Annotated in this window: 18 protein-coding genes; 1 reads left to right on the forward strand and 17 read right to left on the reverse strand. The window is 46.6% G+C overall.

Features of this window, described 5'->3' with window-relative positions; all coding sequences use genetic code 11:
- Positions 1–66: 66 nt before the first annotated feature.
- From G400_RS0106040 to G400_RS0106050, 3 genes are read right to left on the reverse strand one after another with little or no spacing between them, the layout of a single operon-like run.
- Positions 67–864 (reverse strand): metal ABC transporter permease, encoded by a 798-nt coding sequence (locus G400_RS0106040; protein WP_017260518.1) that lies wholly within the window; start codon positions 862–864, stop codon positions 67–69.
- Complete coding sequence (locus G400_RS0106045) at positions 857–1,609, reverse strand: metal ABC transporter ATP-binding protein (RefSeq protein WP_017260519.1); 753 nt, start codon at positions 1,607–1,609, stop codon at positions 857–859. Before G400_RS0106045 ends, G400_RS0106040 begins: the two co-directional genes overlap by 8 nt.
- The gene (locus G400_RS0106050; RefSeq protein WP_017260520.1) at positions 1,599–2,453 is read right to left on the reverse strand and encodes a metal ABC transporter solute-binding protein, Zn/Mn family; all 855 of its coding nucleotides are present in this window, start codon (positions 2,451–2,453) and stop codon (positions 1,599–1,601) included. Before G400_RS0106050 ends, G400_RS0106045 begins: the two co-directional genes overlap by 11 nt.
- A gap of 665 nt (positions 2,454–3,118) precedes the next feature.
- Here G400_RS0106050 and abc-f point away from each other — a divergent pair.
- Entirely contained in the window at positions 3,119–4,582 is a 1,464-nt protein-coding gene (gene abc-f, locus G400_RS14605; protein WP_017260521.1) for a ribosomal protection-like ABC-F family protein, read from the forward strand.
- A gap of 212 nt (positions 4,583–4,794) precedes the next feature.
- On the opposite strand, the gene G400_RS0106060 is transcribed toward abc-f, so the two are convergent.
- The 14 genes from G400_RS0106060 to trpS all read right to left on the reverse strand — a co-directional run bounded on the left by G400_RS0106060 (position 4,795) and on the right by trpS (position 19,235).
- Positions 4,795–5,727, reverse strand: a complete 933-nt coding sequence (locus G400_RS0106060) for an alpha/beta hydrolase (RefSeq protein WP_017260522.1) — start codon at positions 5,725–5,727, stop codon at positions 4,795–4,797.
- A 37-nt stretch (positions 5,728–5,764) separates the two neighbouring features.
- On the reverse strand, positions 5,765–6,682 hold the full coding sequence (ispE, locus tag G400_RS0106065; RefSeq protein WP_081495773.1) for a 4-(cytidine 5'-diphospho)-2-C-methyl-D-erythritol kinase: 918 nt from the start codon (positions 6,680–6,682) through the stop codon (positions 5,765–5,767).
- Positions 6,683–7,417: 735 nt separating this feature from the next.
- Complete coding sequence (locus G400_RS0106070; RefSeq protein WP_017260524.1) at positions 7,418–7,657, reverse strand: Veg family protein; 240 nt, start codon at positions 7,655–7,657, stop codon at positions 7,418–7,420.
- A 90-nt stretch (positions 7,658–7,747) separates the two neighbouring features.
- Positions 7,748–8,650 (reverse strand): 16S rRNA (adenine(1518)-N(6)/adenine(1519)-N(6))-dimethyltransferase RsmA, encoded by a 903-nt coding sequence (rsmA, locus tag G400_RS0106075; RefSeq protein WP_017260525.1) that lies wholly within the window; start codon positions 8,648–8,650, stop codon positions 7,748–7,750.
- A gap of 63 nt (positions 8,651–8,713) precedes the next feature.
- Entirely contained in the window at positions 8,714–9,265 is a 552-nt protein-coding gene (rnmV, locus tag G400_RS0106080; RefSeq protein WP_017260526.1) for a ribonuclease M5, read from the reverse strand.
- A complete protein-coding gene (locus G400_RS0106085) occupies positions 9,265–10,044 on the reverse strand; it encodes a TatD family hydrolase (RefSeq protein WP_017260527.1) in 780 nt (259 codons plus the stop codon). The genes rnmV and G400_RS0106085 overlap by 1 nt, the downstream gene beginning before the upstream one ends.
- A gap of 25 nt (positions 10,045–10,069) precedes the next feature.
- Complete coding sequence (gene metG / locus G400_RS0106090) at positions 10,070–12,109, reverse strand: methionine--tRNA ligase (protein ID WP_026017014.1); 2,040 nt, start codon at positions 12,107–12,109, stop codon at positions 10,070–10,072.
- Between the two features lie 120 nt (positions 12,110–12,229).
- The gene (locus G400_RS0106095) at positions 12,230–13,078 is read right to left on the reverse strand and encodes a DUF72 domain-containing protein (protein ID WP_017260529.1); all 849 of its coding nucleotides are present in this window, start codon (positions 13,076–13,078) and stop codon (positions 12,230–12,232) included.
- 106 nt (positions 13,079–13,184) lie between these two features.
- Positions 13,185–13,505, reverse strand: a complete 321-nt coding sequence (locus G400_RS0106100) for a hypothetical protein (protein WP_017260530.1) — start codon at positions 13,503–13,505, stop codon at positions 13,185–13,187.
- Positions 13,506–13,587: 82 nt separating this feature from the next.
- The gene (locus G400_RS0106105) at positions 13,588–14,295 is read right to left on the reverse strand and encodes an NAD-dependent protein deacylase (RefSeq protein WP_017260531.1); all 708 of its coding nucleotides are present in this window, start codon (positions 14,293–14,295) and stop codon (positions 13,588–13,590) included.
- A gap of 34 nt (positions 14,296–14,329) precedes the next feature.
- Positions 14,330–15,298 (reverse strand): hypothetical protein, encoded by a 969-nt coding sequence (locus G400_RS0106110; protein WP_017260532.1) that lies wholly within the window; start codon positions 15,296–15,298, stop codon positions 14,330–14,332.
- 617 nt (positions 15,299–15,915) lie between these two features.
- Positions 15,916–17,196 (reverse strand): hydroxymethylglutaryl-CoA reductase, degradative, encoded by a 1,281-nt coding sequence (locus G400_RS0106115; RefSeq protein WP_017260533.1) that lies wholly within the window; start codon positions 17,194–17,196, stop codon positions 15,916–15,918.
- 4 nt (positions 17,197–17,200) lie between these two features.
- Positions 17,201–18,136 carry a Ppx/GppA family phosphatase gene (locus G400_RS0106120; protein WP_017260534.1) on the reverse strand — a complete coding sequence of 312 codons (936 nt, stop codon included), beginning with the start codon at positions 18,134–18,136 and terminating at the stop codon, positions 17,201–17,203.
- A gap of 64 nt (positions 18,137–18,200) precedes the next feature.
- On the reverse strand, positions 18,201–19,235 hold the full coding sequence (gene trpS, locus G400_RS0106125; protein ID WP_017260535.1) for a tryptophan--tRNA ligase: 1,035 nt from the start codon (positions 19,233–19,235) through the stop codon (positions 18,201–18,203).
- Between the last annotated feature and the right edge of the window lie 631 nt (positions 19,236–19,866).

Genomic DNA, 19,866 nt, shown 5'->3' on the forward strand with positions numbered 1-19,866 from the left:
ATGTTCGTAATTACTGGGCGCTTCTCACAAAAAAAGCGCCGTTTCCGACGCCGTTCTCATACCACTTTAATTTCGTGCTGTGAAGCGATTAAAAATCAGGCCAATAAAGTAAAACAGGACCTCAATGACAGCAATGAAAAACGATACCGGCCAATTCGTCCAGTAACTCAGCGCTAAGCCTAGCCACACACCAATCAAAGCAAACAGAATGGCTAGCCCGATCATGCTACCAACGCCGTGTGCAAAATATTTCGCCGCCGAAGCAGGCAAAGTGAGCAAAATAAAGATTAACAGAGAACCCACGATTTGAGCAGCTACACTGACTGAAAATGCTAACGCAACAAGAAAGATGATGGCCAATGTGGTGCCGTGAATACCGGCAACCCGCGCTCCAACCGCGTCAAACGAATCGAACTTCAAACTCCGGTACACCGCAATAATTACCACAATCACGGCCAAAGCTAAAATAGCAACTTGCAGTACCGATGTCCGGCTGATCCCAATGACCGAGCCAAACAAAATATTTGTAGCTGAACTGGCATTTTGGTTTGAGAGCGATAGGAACAGAATTCCTAACCCAATCGCTAGCGCCGAAATCGAGGTGATGGCAGCTTCGCGACGGGATGCCTTGCTACTTAATTGACCCACCGCAACAGAACTGACGCTGGTAAACAATAGCATCCCCGCCAGCGGCGTCCAACCAACAAACAATCCGAAAGCTGCCCCGGCAAACCCTATTTCAGATAACGTGTGCGTTAAGAAAGACATGTTGCGAGCGACCACAAAAACGCCAACGATACCACTAACAATTGCGATCAATGTGCCCGCTGCAAAGGCATTTTGCATAAATGGATAACTAAGCATGAGCCGCCTCCAGTACCGTTTCGTTCAATTCGTCAATCGTCCCCAGCTGATATGGACCCGGTTGCATCAACAAAAAGTTGGTCGAATACTTCTTTGTTAGCGGCAAATCATGTGTCACGAAGATAACGGCTGCTTGTGTTTGCTGCTGATATTGTTTAACCAAGTCCAGCAATTCAAACTTCATGTTGTTGTCCAAACTGGCAGTCGATTCATCCAAAATCAGCAACTGTGGCTGCCGAATCAAAGCCTGGGCCAAATAAGCTTTCTGTAGTTCGCCACCAGAAACACGACCAAGTGGTGTGTGCGCGATCCGCGTCAAATCCGTTTCGCGCAATACTTGGTTCAAACGCTGCTTTTCATGTTTTGACCACCATGGCGTCAAATGATCATGTAGCGCCAAACCAACAAAATCCCTCACAGTCAGTGGGTATTCGTTATCAACGTTTCTAAATTGCGGTACGTAACCAATCGTGACCTGAGAGCGACTTGGCAAAAACGAAACTTCGCCAGCCGTGGGCCGTAGCTGTTGGAGTAAAATTCGAATAAGGGTTGTTTTACCAATCCCATTTTCGCCAAGCACGCTAAGAAATTCGCCACGCTTTAACGTAAACGTAAGTCCTTGAAACACCGTTTTTTGGCCAAACTTCATCCCCAATTTATCCACGGTCATAATGGTATCTTCGGTTAGTTGGCTATCAGGTTGATCATTGGAATAAATCGTTTGATGCGTCTCATTACTTGCCATGCTGATTGTCCTCCTCTAACGCAGTTTTGACTTGGTTCAATTCGTTTGTCATCCAACGTACGTACGACTGATTGGACGGCAACGTTTCTGTCACTTGAACCACTGGGATGTGGTAGCGCCGTGCTTGTTTGGTCATTGAGTTCACAATTGGCTGTGAGTTTTGTGTGTTCACAACCCACAAGGCAACCCTGTGTTGTTTAAAATCACGCGTTAGTTTGGCAATGTCTGCTGGTGATGGATCCGTTCCCTCTTCAACAGCGCGCGCAAAGTGATTATCTGAAATCTTTAGATTAACCGCCGTCAATGTGTCATTGAACACCGGCTCACTAACAGCAACCGCTTGGTGATGACCTGTGCGTTTCAACTGTTTAATCGTCTTTTTCCACGGCGCCAGTGTCTTAAGATACCGATTGGCATTCCGTTTAAAAGTCGCTTTATGCTCAGGTTGTAAACTCGAAAAGCGGGTTACCATCTGTGCAACTAAGCGTGGCATCGCCTGCGGATTGTACCAAATGTGCGGATTCTCGCCGACCCGTCGGTGCATCAAATCTGTACCGACATTAATGGTGCGCTGCTCCTGACCATTCGCCGCCACAACTTTTCCCAACCAGTCATCATAGCCCAAGCCATTTTCAATGATCACATCAGCCTTAGCGACCTGCTTAGCAGTGTGAGTCGTTGGTTCAAAACTTTCCGCGTCAACGCTAGGACTGTTAATAACAGCCGTTACTTGACCGTATTGTCCAAGCACCGCGCTGGCAGCTTGAGCGTAGAAATCCAGCGAACTGACTACGCGAATTTTGGTGGTCGACGTGGTTCGAGCAACAGTCCGTCGTTGATCCACTGCTATACTCACCGTCACTGTTACCAACAGCAATGCTATAATGCTTAGAATATGTAAAACTCTTTTATGGCTTCGCAAAGGAACGTCCTTTCTGAAATCAATATGTAAAAAGTAATGATTACGTTTTAACAGTTTACCGAATGTTTCCCCAAAATGCAATTAGTAGATGTGCCAACGTAACTTGTTCTTAAACGGCTTAAATTCTTGTTATCTATTAAATCGAAACGTCATATTTTGAAAATATGTGTCTGTGTCGCCTCTTCGTCAGATCTCCGGTTCAAATTCAGTATTTATTACCCGCTGTCTTGACAGTCACTTCAAAAACCGTTACATTATTATCGAAATGATTTATCAATACTAAAATTTTTAAGGAGATCCGCCGATGCGCAACTAATAACTGTTTTGGAACTAAGTGAACTCATAATTTCATCTGCGAAATTCTCAGAACATTAACAAAATTGGGCTAGTTTGCCCTCTGCGAAGAAATTTCAATAGATGGTTATGAATTCATTCAGTGCCAGCAGTTACACGTTGCGGGGGTGGACTCTTTTTTTGTGCGCTTCCCCGCATGTCTGGACTGCCTTGGCACGTTCTGGGGAGGTTATAAAATGAAATATTTTCTTCTCGCTTAACACCTATCTAGTTAACTTGTAAGGAGTGATTTCATGTTTGTTATCCAAGCACAAAATATTGCCATAACACGGCATCAACAACAATTATTTAATATTGAGCAACTCGTCATTAATCCTGGTGACCGCATCGGTCTCATCGGTGCTAATGGTGCTGGTAAAACAACGCTGATTGATATTCTGACCGGCGCCCTAACACCCGATGCTGGCACGATTGATCGTCAAACGACCCCCGTTGTTGTCCATCAACTGCACGATATTTCCACGCAAAGCGGTGGTGAACAGGTTAAAAACGCCATTTTGACAGCTTTACGTCAACAACCTGAATGGTTAATTCTGGATGAGCCCAGCGCTAATTTAGACGAGACAAACCAGCAGTGGTTGATTGACCAGCTCAATCGATTCAAAGGCACCTTGCTACTGATTTCGCATGATCGAACATTGCTCAATGCTGTCACGACCACAACTTGGTCGCTCGCTGATCATACCCTGACGATGTTTGCCGGCAATTATGATGCCTTTACGGCCAATGAGACGGCCCAACGCAATAATCAAGCGGCCGCATTCCGAAATTACCAGCAGCAGAAGCATAAGCTGGAGGTCGCCGCTATCAAACGCACTGAACGGGCTGCCAAAACAACAAAGCCTAACCCCCACAATCACAGTCGTAACGAGCTCCAGGATATGAAAAGCTCACTACGCCGTAATCAAGGCAAAATGACCAAAGCAGCGCGTGTTATGAAGGATCACGCTGAACATTTGACACCAGTTGCCAAACCCACTGAGCAGCCCTCAGTTACCTTACGAGCGGAACAGTTCGCCACTTTAGGCCGGCATACGCCGATCAACATTCAGCATCTAGCCTTGAAAGCTGGCAAACGAACACTGGCAAACGATGTCAACTTTGTCCTCCACACTGGTGACCGTGTCGCTATCACCGGACCAAATCAGGTCGGTAAAACGACACTGCTTCGCGCCGTTTTAGCTAACCAAAATCAGGCCATTAGCGTCAATCCGGCGGTCAAATTTGGCTACTTTGCTCAGAATATGAGCCGCTTGGATCTAACTGCCACCATTTGGCAAAACGTGACTGAACATACGCGTCAGGACAACGCTATTGTCCGTACAATCTTGGCTGAATTTGGTTTTAAAGCAACTGCCCTAGATATTCCTGCCCAAAACCTAAGCGGCGGCCAACGTGTTAAGGTTTCACTGGTTAAAGTTCTGCTCAGCGACGCCAATGTGCTTATCCTTGATGAGCCAACGAACTACCTTGATTTACCAACACTCACAGCACTCGAACAATTTTTAACCACCTATCCTGGCACCGTTTTGTTTGTCTCACATGATGAAACATTTGTGACACACGTCGCGACTCGCGTCTTAAAGCTTTCTAATCACGGTCTAGTTGACCCCAATCAGGTGGCTACCAAACGGATTACGGCGGCGCAACGTCAAGCTGCTGATGAGGCATTGCTCGCTCAGTTTCGTAATTTGTAGTCGTCTTTTCAAGCTCATTCACCCATCCAACAAGGAGCTGTAACACAAGTCTGGTTTGAGAACGAGCATTAACCCAAAACTGACCTATTCCCGAACTTGGGGAATGGGTCAGTTTTGGGTTAAGCGGAATTCTCAGGACTTTGGAGCGCGATATTGCTCATATTATTCGTCCCCAATAAACTTGTATCACAGCTCCTTTTTAGCCACACGTTTTATTTCACATAACGATTTAAAAAATCCGTTAGCGTTTGACGATATTTGCTCGGTTGCGTTCGAATGCTTGAGATATGCGCAGCCTCGTCATCAATAACCAGTTGCTTAGGTTCATTTGCCCGGGCATACAGCTCGTACGCATCCCCAACTGGCACCGTTTGATCTTTAGCACCATGAAACACCAAGATTGGTAAATGATTTTTAGCCACCTCTGCTAAAATGTCACCATCTTTAAAGGCATAGCCAGCCTGACGTTTGGCGAAATCATCAGCGATTGGCATCAACACGCTGCTGGGCACATGATACTTATGCCACAGCCGAAACTTGCCTTCCTGAAAAACGTTTCGAAAACCGCTATCTTCAACAATGGCGCGCACGTTATGCGGCAACGTCTGACCACTTGTAGCCATTACCGTTGTGGCGCCCATACTAATCCCCATTAACACGATGTTAACTTGCTCTCCTTGGTTAGCAATAACCGTGTCGATCCACTGCTGGTAATCATTTCGATCCAGCCAACCAAAACCAATCACATTACCATCACTACGCCCATGTGCACGTGCGTCTGGCATTAACACACTGTACCCGGCGTCCATGAACAACCGGGCGTAAGGAATCATTTGTTCCCGTGAGTGATGCAAACCGTGGGCCAAAATAGCAACTTTATTGGTAGCCTTGACGTTTGGCATAAACGTCGCCCGTAAGGTCAGCCCGTCAGCCGTTTTAATCGCCCACGGTACCTGTTCTTGGTGTTTAAACCCCTCATTTTCAATGTCTGTGTTAGCCTCAAGTGAAGCCTGTCGACCGGCTAGCTTTTGCTTGTTGGACCAACCCGTTGCGAGCAAATAAACTGTGTAACCAGCACCAATCAAAGTCATGTAACTCGTGGCAACAGCCAACGCAGTACGTTTGATTAACGTTTTTTTATTCATTCAGTCACTCCAAACCTGATTCTTCTTTAAGCTACCTTCAAACGGATGCCGATGGTTGCGCAAAATCAGTGTGCAAACTAACGGGACGCACAACATGGACTTCCCGACAAAAACCTGACAAACCGTTAGCTACGTGCTGAGCCCGTGATTGTTTACGGCAGATGCCAAACACCGTTGGGCCTGTGCCACTCATTTCGGCCACATCTGCGCCAAAACGAACCATCTGCTCCTTAAGATGATTAACCGTTGGATAAAGCCGTGACGTAATCGGCGTTAACACGTTTTCCACGGAATCACAAATTTCATCATAGTCACCTCGCTGAATTGCAGCGACTAGTGACTGCGTATCCGCGTGCCGAACCTCGTCATAGTTGATGCGACGCAAAATCGACGGTGTTGACACGCTGATTTTAGGTTTAGCAATCACTACCCACATCGGGGGTAGTTTAGGTAATTGCGTGATAATCTCACCGCGCCCCGTCACGTGCGCCGTTTGACTACAAACACAATATGGTACATCCGCATCAATCTGTAATCCTAATTGGCACAAAGTTGCTTGATCTAAATTGAGCTCCCAGAGTCGGTTGAGTGCCCGCAATACCGCCGCTGCATCCGATGAGCCACCGCCCATTCCAGCCGCAACCGGAATATGCTTTTCAATGTGGATATTCATCGCTTCTTTACGACCATACGTGGTTGCCAACAAGTGAGCAGCCTGGTAAGCAAGGTTACGATGGTCATTTGGTAAAAAGCCACTATCTGTGGTGACTTTAATGCGGCCATTGCGGCCCAGTGTTTTAACGGCGACATAATCCGCCAAATCGACGGACGTTAAAACCATATCCCATTCTTCACTGCCATCATGGTGATGAAAGGGTGTATCGAGGCTCAAATTCAGCTTGGCCGGCGCCTTTTCCAGTGTCTCCGTAAAATCACCTCCGCTACCACGAAATATATAACGTAAGTATATTACAGTCCCCCCATAATCGCCACCAGCTCGCGGTAAAATCCAGCGAGGGCACCGTATCCGTCCGCTTACGGTCGTTTGCTTTTGAAATTCGCCTGTGCGGACCGGTTCAAGCCTCCAAAATTCGGAGTCTCTCACCTCGACTGAAAGCCACACACACCCGTGTCTTTCAGATCGTCCCGTGTTGTAAATTCGGAAGCCCACCCAATTAACAACACCTTCACTGGCGATTTCAACGCGCACTGCCTCCAGCTCATATTTCAAAATAGTCAGTACACGTCACTGCATAGATCAGAGCACGATGTTATTTCTGGAAAGGAAGTTATCTTTTACATTTCACCAAGTATGAAATGCCGTCTATCAACTTAAATCTATTCACAGCTGTAACTGCACCACTTTGTGTAATTTACATTGTCAATTACTTATGCGCGCTGGCTGGGAGGGCGTCAACATTGATACCGAGCCGTGAAGGTGGTGTTAATTCGAAAGGTTCTCTCGAATTTACACCACGGACGGTCGTCAAGACTCGGATTCCCACGAGGCTCGACGGCGAGGTGAAAGACTGCGGTCTACAGGCTTGAACCGGTCCCACGGCGAGTGTATCAATGTTGACAACCGGACACCCCGCACACATCTGAATTGTAGTGTGAAATCTAACGCAAACAAAAAAAGCCCCAATTTCCACACAGGAAATGAGCTCCATTCGTAAAATTAAGCTGACGATTATTCTTCGTCGAACGCAATTTCAATATTTTTAGTTAACACATCAGTGTAACTGTAAGAGACTCGTTCAAATGAGTTCTCCTCTTGGTCGAGGTCAACCACAAAAACAGCCGGATACGTTTCCTTAAGTGTGCCGCGGCGCTTGGTCACCTTTTTGCGACCTGCCTGAGCTACAACCATCAACTTTTGACCCAATTTAGCGTCCAGTTTAGCCTTGATACTTTGTAATGTTACTGGCATGCAATTCACCTCACATGCATAACAGTATATCATGGTCAAGTACTTTTTGCAATTGTTCCAATGAGGAAACTCCGTACATCTCCCAAGCAGTTAAAACAGATTGTGCGTGTGTAAAACGTTTGTTAGCGCGATGAACCCCTCTAATGATAACCTTTCGGCACGAATGGACTGGGCCAATTCCATTTCGTCCAAACTCGCTTGCAATTCAACTTTTGTAGCTGGTGCCTTACCGAAGATACTTTGTAAATTATTCCAAAGACTCTTGCGGCGGTGAGCAAAACAACCACGAATCAACCGAAACAATGCATCATCACTGAATGGCTTTTCAGTTAGCGGTTCACGCGGTGTCAACGTCACGATGGCAGAATCCACGTTTGGCTGAGGAATGAACGCCGTCCGTGAGACGGTAAACGCCAGGCGTGCTTGCATCTTATATTGAACCGCTAACGTTAACGCGCCGTACGCCTTGGTTCCAGGTTCAGCGCTCAACCGTTCCGCCACTTCCTTCTGCATCATAACAACAATCGCAGCAAAGTCGATCGGTGCACTCACGAGTCCCATTAAAATGGGCGTCGTGATGTAATAAGGCAAGTTAGCCACTACCTTGACAGTTTTGGCATCCGGTAAGTGTTTGGCAATTTCGTCTGCCAAATCAACTTTTAAAATGTCAGCATTGACGACGTCGACATTTTTATATGGTGCTAACGTCTCCGCCAATACGGGAATTAAATTCTGGTCAATTTCAAATGCCAGCACGCGATTGGCAGACCGAGCTAATTGCTCTGTCAGTGCGCCAATCCCAGGTCCAACTTCGATGACATCATCGTCATCTGTGATGTCAGCTGCACTCACAATGTTGTGCAAAATGTTAACGTCTGACAGGAAGTTTTGACCTAAACTCTTCTTTACTGCGATCCCATACGTATTCATAATTGCCCGCGTACGAACGGGATTAGCAATATCGGGGCGGTCAGCCCGTTTTGATTCTGTCATCTAGTCTCCTTGAACAATTCGATGTTTTTTAGCTTATGAACTCAACAACGTGATTTATCAACGTTACTGATCTAATTGTTGGACTGCTTTTTTAAAATCTTCACGGCTTACTTGAAAAAGTTGAAGTCGTTTAAGCAGTTGCTTGCCATTGACGTAACCCAAATTCAACACTTCACCGAGTTTCTCCCGACGTTGCCGCGACTCTGCTTGCCCAACTAGGCCAGCCGCCAACAAATCCTGCTGAAAGATCAGCGGCTTATCGTCTAACGAACCGGCAGACAAATGCTGCAAAGCTGACTTAATGACAGCAGGGTCTGCGTGCTCGACACCCAGACTACCGCCCGCATTCTCTGGCACACCTTGCTTGCGCGTAATAAACGCATGCTTAGCATCAGGGACCGCAGCACTAATTAGTTTACGCAATCGTTCACCATTGAAATCGGGATCAGTCAACACAATAACGCCACGCGTCGCCTGCAATTGTTTAATTTGAGCCAGCTTTGTTTTGTTAAGTGCCGACCCGTTCGTTTCAAACGTATCGGCGTTTACAGCCTGCTGAATGCGTTTGGTATCATCCTTGCCTTCAACAACCAACACTTCTTTTAACTTGTCCATTAATCTTCAATCCCAAAAAATTGGTTCGCGTTAGCAAATGTCGCATCCGCAATTTCCAGCTCTGTCTGCTCACGCAATTTGGCAATGGCTTGTACCGTGAAGGCCACGTTTGCCGGTTCGTTCTGTTCACCGCGATGTGGTTCCGGCGTCAGGTACGGCGCGTCGGTTTCCACTAACATCCGATCTAACGGCGTTTGTTTAACAGAATCATGAACCTCATGCGCATTTTTAAAGCTGGCAACGCCAGAGTAAGACACGACCATTCCGAGATCCAAAAAGCGCTTGAGCCACTCTGGATCACCGTTAAAGCTGTGCATCACCCCACCGATGTCACGAATATCCGCCGCTTTTAAAATAGCGTACGTATCCGCAAACGCATCACGATTATGAATAATGACCGGCTTACCCAGTGATTTAGCAATATCAACTTGGCGAGCAAAAATGCGCTTTTGGTCGTCCACGACAGCATCGAGATTATCCACATGATAATCTAAACCAATTTCGCCGAGTGCCATCACCCGACTATCCTGCAGTTGACCAATCATGGTCTCCTCAACCGCATTGTTATAAGTGGCAACCTCTTCCGGATGCCAACCAACTGCGGCCCACATATTTGAATAACGATGTGCTAGTTCAATCCCACGTTCATTCAGTTTGGCATCCGAACCTACGTTCATGATCCGCGTAACATGAGCAGCAGCGGCGTGTTGATTATATGATGCGGCTTCCTCATAAAAGGTGTCGTCATTTAAATGAGTGTGTGAATCAAAAATTTCCATCTTTATCTCCGTTAGTGAGATTGATTTATCCCAGAACATCCCCGTTATTCAGGCTGTCTGGCACAATAACCAGCGTCACTTTTCCGTCACGTTCAGTCGACAACAACATTCCTTGACTGATTTGGCCACGCATCTTACGTGGCTTCAAGTTTGTCACGGCCAGTACTTTCTTACCGGTTAACTTTTCATAATCAGGATACCATTCGTGAATACCTGAGAGAATCTGCCGATTTTGTTGATCGCCAGCGTCCAAACGGAATTGTAGCAGCTTATCTGCACCCTCAACTGGTTTAACCGACTTGATTTCGGCAACCTTAATCTCCGTTTTATCAAATTCATCAAACTTGATTTCAGGTTTCGTCAAGTTCAGGGTGACGTTTTCTGGTTCCCATTGAGAATCAGCAGCCGCTGCCATTGCAGAACGGCCTTTTTGCTTATCCGTCTTAGTCATTTGTGATTGGATAAAGTCGACTTCTTCCTGTGCATCCAAACGTGGGAAGATTGGGGTTCCTTTCGCAACAACTTGACTGTTAACCGGCAGATCGGCCATCTTTAAGCCTTCAATCTGCATACTATCAGCATCCGTTGGCAACCCCAACTGCGTCAAAATTTCTTTTGGTGCGTGTGTCATGATTGGCTGAATCAGTAATGCAATCACCCGCAGGCTGGCCACTAAATGACTCATGGCAGCTGCCAAACGTTTGTCATCACCATCATTAGCCTTTTTAGCTAACGTCCATGGTTCTGTTTCATCAATGTATTTATTTGTGCGTGAAACGAGCTTCCAAACCGCTGACAAAGCATCCGCAAAGTGCAGGCTTTCCATCAGCTGGTGGTATTCGGCAATCGTGTCTACAGCCGTTTGTTCCAAATCGGCGTCGGGTTCATTGACATTGCTTTCAAAGGCTGGCACGACCCCGTCGTAATACTTATTAACCATGGCAACAGTCCGATTCAGCAAGTTCCCCAAATCATTGGCTAGATCATAATTAATCTTATCGACAAAGTCTTCCGGCGTGAATACACCATCGTTACCAAACGGCATTGCCTTCAACAAGTAGTACCGTAAAGCATCCAGTCCGTACCGGTGAACCAGGGTCTCTGGGTAAATGACGTTTCCCTTTGACTTACTCATCTTGCCATTCTTCATCAACAACCAGCCGTGACCAACCACGTGCTTTGGCAATGGTAAGCCAAGTGCGTGCAAAATAATTGGCCAGTAAATGGTGTGGAAACGGACAATTTCTTTACCAACCATTTGAACGTTAGCTGGCCAGTACTTCTTGAAGTTGCTGTCGTCATCAGTCCCGTAACCCAGCGCTGTAATATAGTTGGACAGTGCATCAACCCACACATAAATCACGTGCTTCGGGTCAGTTTTAACTGGCACACCCCACTTGTAACTCGTCCGAGAAACGGACAGGTCTTCCAAGCCAGGTTCCAAGAAGTTCTTCACCATTTCATTCATTCGCGTGTTTGGAATAATGAAATCTGGGTGTTCTTTGTAATAGTTCATCAGCCAGTCGGCGTACTTACTCATCTTGAAGAAGTAAGATTCTTCATCAGTCCACACGACCTCGTGACCAGATGGCGCTTTCCCACCGGTCACTTTGCCGTTTTCATCACGGAAGACTTCTGCTAACTGGGATTCCGTAAAGAATTCCTCATCGTCCACAGAATACCAGCCTTCATAGTGACCCTTGTAAATATCGCCTTGTGCCAATAACTGATCAAAAATTTTCTGAACAGCGGCTTCATGATAATCATCGGTTGTTCGAATAAACTTGTCGTTACTGATTTCCAGCAACTTCCACAGTTCTTTAATCTGGGCAGCCATGCCATCGACATATTCCTTCGGCTGTTTACCCAAAGATTCGGCTTTTTCTTCGATTTTTTGACCGTGCTCATCTGTTCCAGTCAGGAAGAAGACGTCGTTACCCATTAACCGCCGGTAACGCGCCTCGGCATCGACTGCGATGGTCGTATATGAATTCCCGATATGTAACTTGCCAGACGGGTAATAAATTGGCGTAGTAATGTAGTAAGTCGGCTTTTTTTCTGCCATGAACAAATCTTCTCCTTTAGTTCGCGAGCCCGCAATGTTTGGCATCACGAACACCTCGTTAGTCTGAATAAGTATACCATAGCACTTTGCACGGCTACGGAGTTTATCAAACAGAATTTCTCAAAATAAATCTAATTGGGTCGGACCCAATCCATTAAACGTTAATCCCAGCTGATCACGCAGGCTTTCCGCATTAGCGGCGGCGTCTCGATGCCCGTTATTGTTGAAGATCACATATGTTTGGTCAACTTGTTGGCTCACTGTTTTAACAGCTTCACCTAAACGAGCCAACTCATCATCCGAATACCGATAATTGGTTCGATCCTTACGCCAGTCACCTTGGTGATCTAACCAGCCGCGGCGATTCTGACCGTGAAATCGGAAGTACGCTGCTGTTGGCGTTGTTACGACCGGTGTAAATGGCACGCCGCGATTGCCATCATTCGGTTCGTCAGCAATTACGTAAGTCATGTTAAGACTGGTTAAGTAATCAAACACGTCCTTGCTCAAGCTACCCTCATACCAACTGGGATCACGGAATTCTACCGCAACCGGCAAATCGCCCATGTGAACCCGCACGTCACGTAGGTAACGAATATGGTCTAAATTTCGGGTAAAGTATGGCGGAAACTGAAATAACACCGTTGCCAACATCCCCGCCTTGACTAACGGAACCACTGCGCGACGGAATTGATTAAACGTTTGCCAGCGCTCATCATCACTAACTTGTTCAGACTTTGCATCATCATGACGTGTCATCACCTGATGTGCCTTCAAAATATACTGAAAGCCATCCGGCGCTTGATTACGCCAATTGGTGACGGTCTTAACACTGGGCACGCCATAAAAAGACGTATCCAATTCAACCAGTGGAAACACGCCAGCGTACTCAGAAAACAGCACATCACGCTGTTCATCGTGAATTAAGTGTGGATGCCGCGTCCATGTCGATAATCCAATCGTAATCAATTCGTTGTCCCCCTTTTAGCCAGTTCCTCGTGTTTTGCACTAATTTCTAACAAAAACGGTGCCACCATTATGGGCACCGTTGCGTAATCTTTAAATATGGTTAGCGTTACTTAAACTGACGAATAACGTTGGTCTCTTCTTCAGACAAGGTCTTGCCCTTCAATGTGCTGATCAGCATCAGTCCCTGACGCCGGTAATTGCTGCGAATGGCAGAAAATGACCAACTGATCATCGCAAACAGGAAGGTCACCATTGCGGCATTCGTTCGTGGCATGGCGACACCAAACAGCATTGCTGGTTGGGCGCCAAAGAACACTTGCCAAGCACCGTAAAACATTAAGAAATCAAATAATAGTTGTAGTCGATTGACCCACTTCATCTGTGACAGTAAACTCCCAAGCCGGGCAAAAATATCATCACGATTCATCTTCTGTCACCCACTTTCTTCATGGCACCTGCATTTAATAATACATTAATTGTAAGAAAGTCCGGCCCAAAACGCAATTGATTTAACCTTTTAGACCGGCAAAAAACGTTTCTGCGTCGCCGGAATATTGAGCCGTTACGCTACCTGCTGGAATTGGTTCATTGTTTACCACAACCAGCTTAGCATTGGGCTGACGATAATTAATCAACCCGGCAAATGGATATACCTTAAACGAAGTACCAACAATCACTAATAGGTCGGCCGCTTCAATAGCGGCCATTGACCGCTGTAGTGCAGACTCCGAGATAGACTCACCATACAACACAATGTCTGGGCGAATGATTCCGTGGTCAGTGTCATGATACATGGATTTCATATAGTCGTGCCAATCAACCTGCTCGCCGTCCTTACTACAATAACAGCGATACAAATTACCATGGAACTCAACAACCTGATCATTACCAGCTGTTCGGTCCAGATTATCAATGTTTTGTGTAATCAACGAGGCCCGACCTGATTGACACAAGGCTGCAATTTTTTCATGAATGACGTTTGGCTTGGCATCTGGAAAGTACAAATTCTCTTTCACAAAATCATAGAACATTTCAGGCTGCTGAACAAAGCAGTCATGACTCAACAAATACTCTGGTGGCAAGCCCTTGAACTTGGCCGAATACAACCCGGACTTAGACCTGTAGTCAGGAATACCTGAAGCAGTCGAAACACCCGCACCAGTCATAAACGTAATGTGTTGTGCTTGATCGAACAATGTTTGCAAATTCTCTGTCATCACGAACCACCCTCCATTTGCCAATCACGTCAAACTAATCCCGCACGATATAACTAATGTTATGCGCCTCAAGAAAATCCTTAACCGGCGTATCATACACTTCTTTGAAAAACGAAGAACTATCCGCGTCTTCCTTAGGCGGCGTCATCACAAATGCATTTTGACGATCAGAACGATTCAATGCAACATAAGCCCGTTCCCCAGACTCTTTATCTTTCAAATCAGAATGGAAAATTTCAAACATCTGACGCATTTCCAATCGCAACTGACGTTCACTCAACACACTTGTAACCGTTGTAAATGCTGCACTATTCAACGCTGGCAAACCCCAGTCGGTTAATTGTGCATCAAATGCCTTGTACAAACGAACCAGTGCCCGACGAACATCAAATGGTGTATTGATTTTTTTAGCCATCATCACATCGCACAGCTTTTTGGCAGCTGCATAAGTCTTCGGGAAGTTGGTGCTTAATTCTTTTTCATGCTTGCTGATGCCCTCGCCATAAAACACGAGCGCATCCAGTAACACGAGCAAACGTAACGCATTTTGTGCGTCATCCTCAGCGCCTGTTTCAGGTTCAGGATCAATTGTCGCAAAAATCCCGTTATAAAATTCATCACTGACTTTGTCGTCAATCAAGCCATGACCCGCCAAGGCTGGAAAAATCACCACATGGTTCACGACATTAAACAACTGGGTCGACATGGCCATCAGCTGTTCATCCAATTCGTCGTCACCAAACGTGAGGTTAAACTCGATCTGAGGAAAGCCTTGCAACAGCATCAATAAGTGACTCAGTTCGTGAGCCGCTGAATACTGGGGTGCAGTAATATCGTCAACCCAGATCAACAAACGGTCTTTTAACACATGCTGTTCAACCTGATCATCACGAACGTAGCCGGCGTGTTTGTCACCGAACTGGACCATTACTGTGCCAGGAAACAACTCGTTGACTTGGTCCAACAATGTTTGGACCGCTGGCGCTAATTTAATGTCTGCCATGTTTACTCCTTTATTTCTGCATAAACTTCATTATTGATTTCACATTTAATACCAAGTTACGATTGGTTACTTTAAGCTTCCGCCTCCGGTTGTCCGCGTTGAAGCCACTGTGTGGACCGGTTTGAGCCCGCAAGTTTGTCCGTGATGTAAATTCAGCAAAGACCGCTTCATTAACATCACTTTCACAGTTTTTTCAACGCTGCCAACCTCCAGCTACAGTGCGCAACTTGCTTGCAAGTGCCCATTAGCTGTACTCAACAAATTTCGAACATTGTTACAGCTCAGTAAAACCACACACTGTTCTTCCTATCAGTAAGTCGGCGTCTGTCTGTCATCTAACGCCAGTTAACGTATACATATACATATACATATACATAGCCTGAACACTGTTACATCAGCTGAAGGGCGGCGACATTGGAACCAAGTCGTGAAAATGGTGTTAATTCGGCGAGGTTCCGAATTTACAGCATGGACGGTCGCGGAGACTCGGCTTCTCACGAGGCTCGGCGGCGAGGTGAAAGACTTCGATTTTCAGAAGGCTTGAACCGGTCCCACGACGGCGTTCCAATGTCGCCAACCGGAAGCGGAAACAAACTTTAAAACACTGACAATAAAAGTTATTGCTGATTGAGCTTGGTGACGATTGCTTTGGCTAAAGTAGCGGATGGATGGGCGTGCGTTTTGAGCGCTTCGACCACCGTTGGCACCTGCTCCGGTGTCGCACCTGCTGCGACTGCTAAGTTGCGGTACTGCAGTTGCATATGCCCCTGTTGGATGCCTTCGCTGACCAGTGCTCGCAACGCTGCCAGATTTTGGGCCAATCCCAAAGCAACTGTCAGTTGGTTTAGCGTAGCAACATCCTTGACTTGTAGAATCTGCTGATTCAGTTTGGCCAATGGCAATGACGCCGTCGCACCACCAACAACACCCAAATGCATCGGCATCGTTAGCGCGCCAACCAACCGATCACCCGCCAATTGCCAACGAGATAAGCCACGATACTGACCGTCTCTGGCTGCGTACGCATGCGCACTGGCTTCAACGGCCCGCCAGTCATTACCGGTCGCCATCACGACGGCATCGACACCGTTCATGATGCCTTTGTTGTGCGTTGTTGCCCGACTGACATCCAGCTGAGCAATCTGGCTAGCTGCAACAATCCGTTTAGCAACCGTTAGCCCAACTGCCGCATTACGCTTTGCTAAATTAGCAACTGGCACATTTACCGCTGCCGTGACCAAAGTCTGTTGACCATCGTTTGCTAAAATGCTCATCACCGGATGTTGTTCAAGGACATCCTGTAAATGATGGCCGAGAGCCTCCAACATGCTATTCATAATGTTGGCACCCATGGCCTCACCAGTATCGACAAACAAATCAACGCTGACAAAGCCCTCTCCCAGCGCGCGTACGCGCAGTTTGCGAGCACCGCCACCGTACTTAACGATGCTTGGATGCGCTTGATTAGCCAGTGACAGCAATTTTGCTTCATTGGGTGTCACAAAACGACTAATTTCAGCCACCGTCACCGTTTGAAAGACAATCTGCCCCATCAGTAAGTTGGTATCCGTCCGCGTTACGATGCCGTCACCGCTGGCGGCCATTTTACCACCATAACTAGCGGCCGCAATGACAGAGGGTTCTTCCGTTACCATTGGCACCAGATAGTCATGACCATTCATGCGAATAGTCGCAGCCAATCCTTCTGGCAAATGATAACTCGTCAAGTAGTTTTCTGTCAGCAGGGCATCATCCTCGCTGGCATTATCGGCCAGCATTTGCCGTTGAATCGTCGTTAGGTCGCCTAACTGACTGGCAACTGTCAGACGTTGCTGCCACGTCAATCGGCGAAATTGAGCAAACTGTTCTTTCATGGCCCGTTTCTCATCATCTGTCATGTGATCACCCGTTATACCGTGGGTGCTTGCTGACATACTCAGACACGATGCCCTCGCGCACACCACTTTCTGAAAAAATGACCCGGTCAGAATCCAACAATTGTAATAATTCAACCAATGGCAACATGCCGCCAACAATAATGTCAGCGCGATCATATTCAAGGCCATCGATTGCTTGTCGCTGTTTGTTATTCTTCGAAATCAAGCGGTCAAACGTGTTGAACACCGTTTCTGTTTTCAAACGGTATCCGTGAATGTCTTCGACACGGGCCATCTTCTGAGCCTTGCGGTTGATTCGTGCCAACGTTCGGTTAGCCCCGCCAAGTAACACGATTGGTAAATGCATCGCCTCGTTCAACCACCAAACATCTTGTAGGCGTTTGCGAACAAATACTTGACCGGAGAATAAATGACCAGCGGTAATGACGTCCCCAAAATGAAATTGTTCTGACAAATTAACGGCGCCAAATGGCACGCTAATTAAGTTCTTTGCTCGCCGTTTAGCGACATGAATCAGCTCGCAACTAGCACCACCAGTATCCAAAATGAGGCAGTCATCTAATGGCAACGCATTGATGGCGCCTAAGAAATCGTAATAGGCTTCGTCGTCCCCCGACAGCACTTGAAGGGACAGTCCAACCTCGTGCTTTACCCGGTCAAGGAATTCTTTTTGGTTGACCGCTTGGCGAACTGCCGCCGTAGTAATCGCCCGGACGGTCAGATTAGGGAGGTTTTCATAAACTTTTTTAAAGTTAACCAATGCGGCAATAGTCCGATCCATTGCCACTTTAGTCAACCGTTTTTCAGCACCCATGCCCTCGGAAATACGGGTGTCTTCTTTAATCCGGCGAACTTCCTTAAAGGAGCCGTCATCTTCAATCTGAGTGACACCCATTCGGACAGAATTAGAGCCCAAATCGACAATCGCTAAATTTTCCATCCTTGGTTACCTCGTTCTTCATCAAACTTGCTGTCACCATTATACGAGCCTAGCTAACGGCTGACTAGCGTTGTGTAAAGTAGTTGATGCCCATCGCGTCGCGAACTTCTTGAAGCGTTTTGTTAGCGACTTCATTGGCATGAGCTGAACCATCTTCAAGAACTTTGTAAACGTAGTCCATGTTGGCCGCATATTCAGCACGCCGTTTGCGAATCGGTGCTAACGTTGCTTCCAAAACTTCATTTAAGTAACGTTTGATTTTAACGTCACCGAGACCACCAGCTTGGTATTGCGCTTTTAAATCAGCAACATGTTCCTTGTCTGGGTCAAAGATATCGAGGTAGGTAAAGACAGTGTTACCTTCTACGTGACCAGGATCACTCACTTTAATATGTTCAGGATCGGTATACATCGACATGACTTTCTTTGTGACCGTGTCGGCGTCATCTGACAGATAGATCGCGTTACCGAGTGACTTACTCATCTTCGCGTTGCCATCTAAACCAGGGATCCGGCCTTCGCCCTTTGGCGGGAATACCCCTTCTGGTTCCACTAAAATATCTTTGTTGTAAGCACTATTGAATGAACGAACGAGTTCCCGCGCCTGTTCCAGCATTGGTTCTTGGTCATCTCCGACTGGCACCGTTGTCGCCTTGAACGCTGTGATATCAGCCGTTTGACTCACTGGATACGTCAAAAAACCAGCGGGAATACTTTGGCCGAAACCTTTTTGGCTGATTTCTGACTTGACGGTTGGGTTTCGTTCCAAACGGGCTAAGGTGACTAAGTTTAAGTAGATCATGGTCAATTCGTTGAGGGCGGGAATTTGCGACTGAACTAAAATCGTCGACTTCTTCGGGTCGATCCCAACGGCCAAGTAATCCAGCGTCACTTCTGTCAAACTCTTACGAATCTTTTCTGGATCACGCGCGTTATCTGTCAACGCCTGCATGTCAGCAATCATAATAAACGTCTCGTAGTCACCAGAATTTTGCAAAGCAACCCGGTTTCTCAAAGAGCCTACGTAGTGACCAATGTGCAACTTACCCGTTGGCCGGTCACCCGTTAAAATTATTTTTTTCTCATTTGCATTTGCCATATTGGTCTCCTTTTTCGTGTTAACGTTAGAAACAAAAAACCGTCCCCTGACGCCAACACAAATACTGTATTGTCATCATAGGACGGTTACCCGCGGTGCCACCTATTTTGGATGTGTGGCGCGCAAACGCACACGACATCCCGCTTTATTAATGTCATTTAGTTGATTGACCCTGATAGCTAACTGCCCACTTCGGTCGTGATGACTGGCTCTCAACATCTCAGTCTCGCTGTAGTTAGACCTACTCTACGATTAGCTGGTAAAACATGGTCAATAAATTAATTATAACGGCTTTCGTGAAGCCTGTCAAAGCCCAGTCTCACAGCCACACAAACTGTAATTCAACATGATTGACACAAACCTTTTTCGCGCATAAAATGGTTTGCGTTTAGTTACCAACAAATTTAGATGCACTTAGACATTTAATTCAAACCCTAGATAAAATGTCTGCGTTCCGTCTGTCAGGGACGCCGTTTCATGGGACCGGACTTAGCCCCTAGAACGGTCTAAGCCCTCGACTTGAAGCCTCACAAACCCGAGTCTTCAAGCTCGTCCTGCAATCCTAAGTGGCCCACCCCGCCACCAAGGATTGCCTTCACGAAACTCTGTCCCTGACCGACTCCACTACTGT

It is taken from the genome of Furfurilactobacillus rossiae DSM 15814, assembly GCF_000428925.1.
GTDB classification, from domain to species: domain Bacteria; phylum Bacillota; class Bacilli; order Lactobacillales; family Lactobacillaceae; genus Furfurilactobacillus; species Furfurilactobacillus rossiae.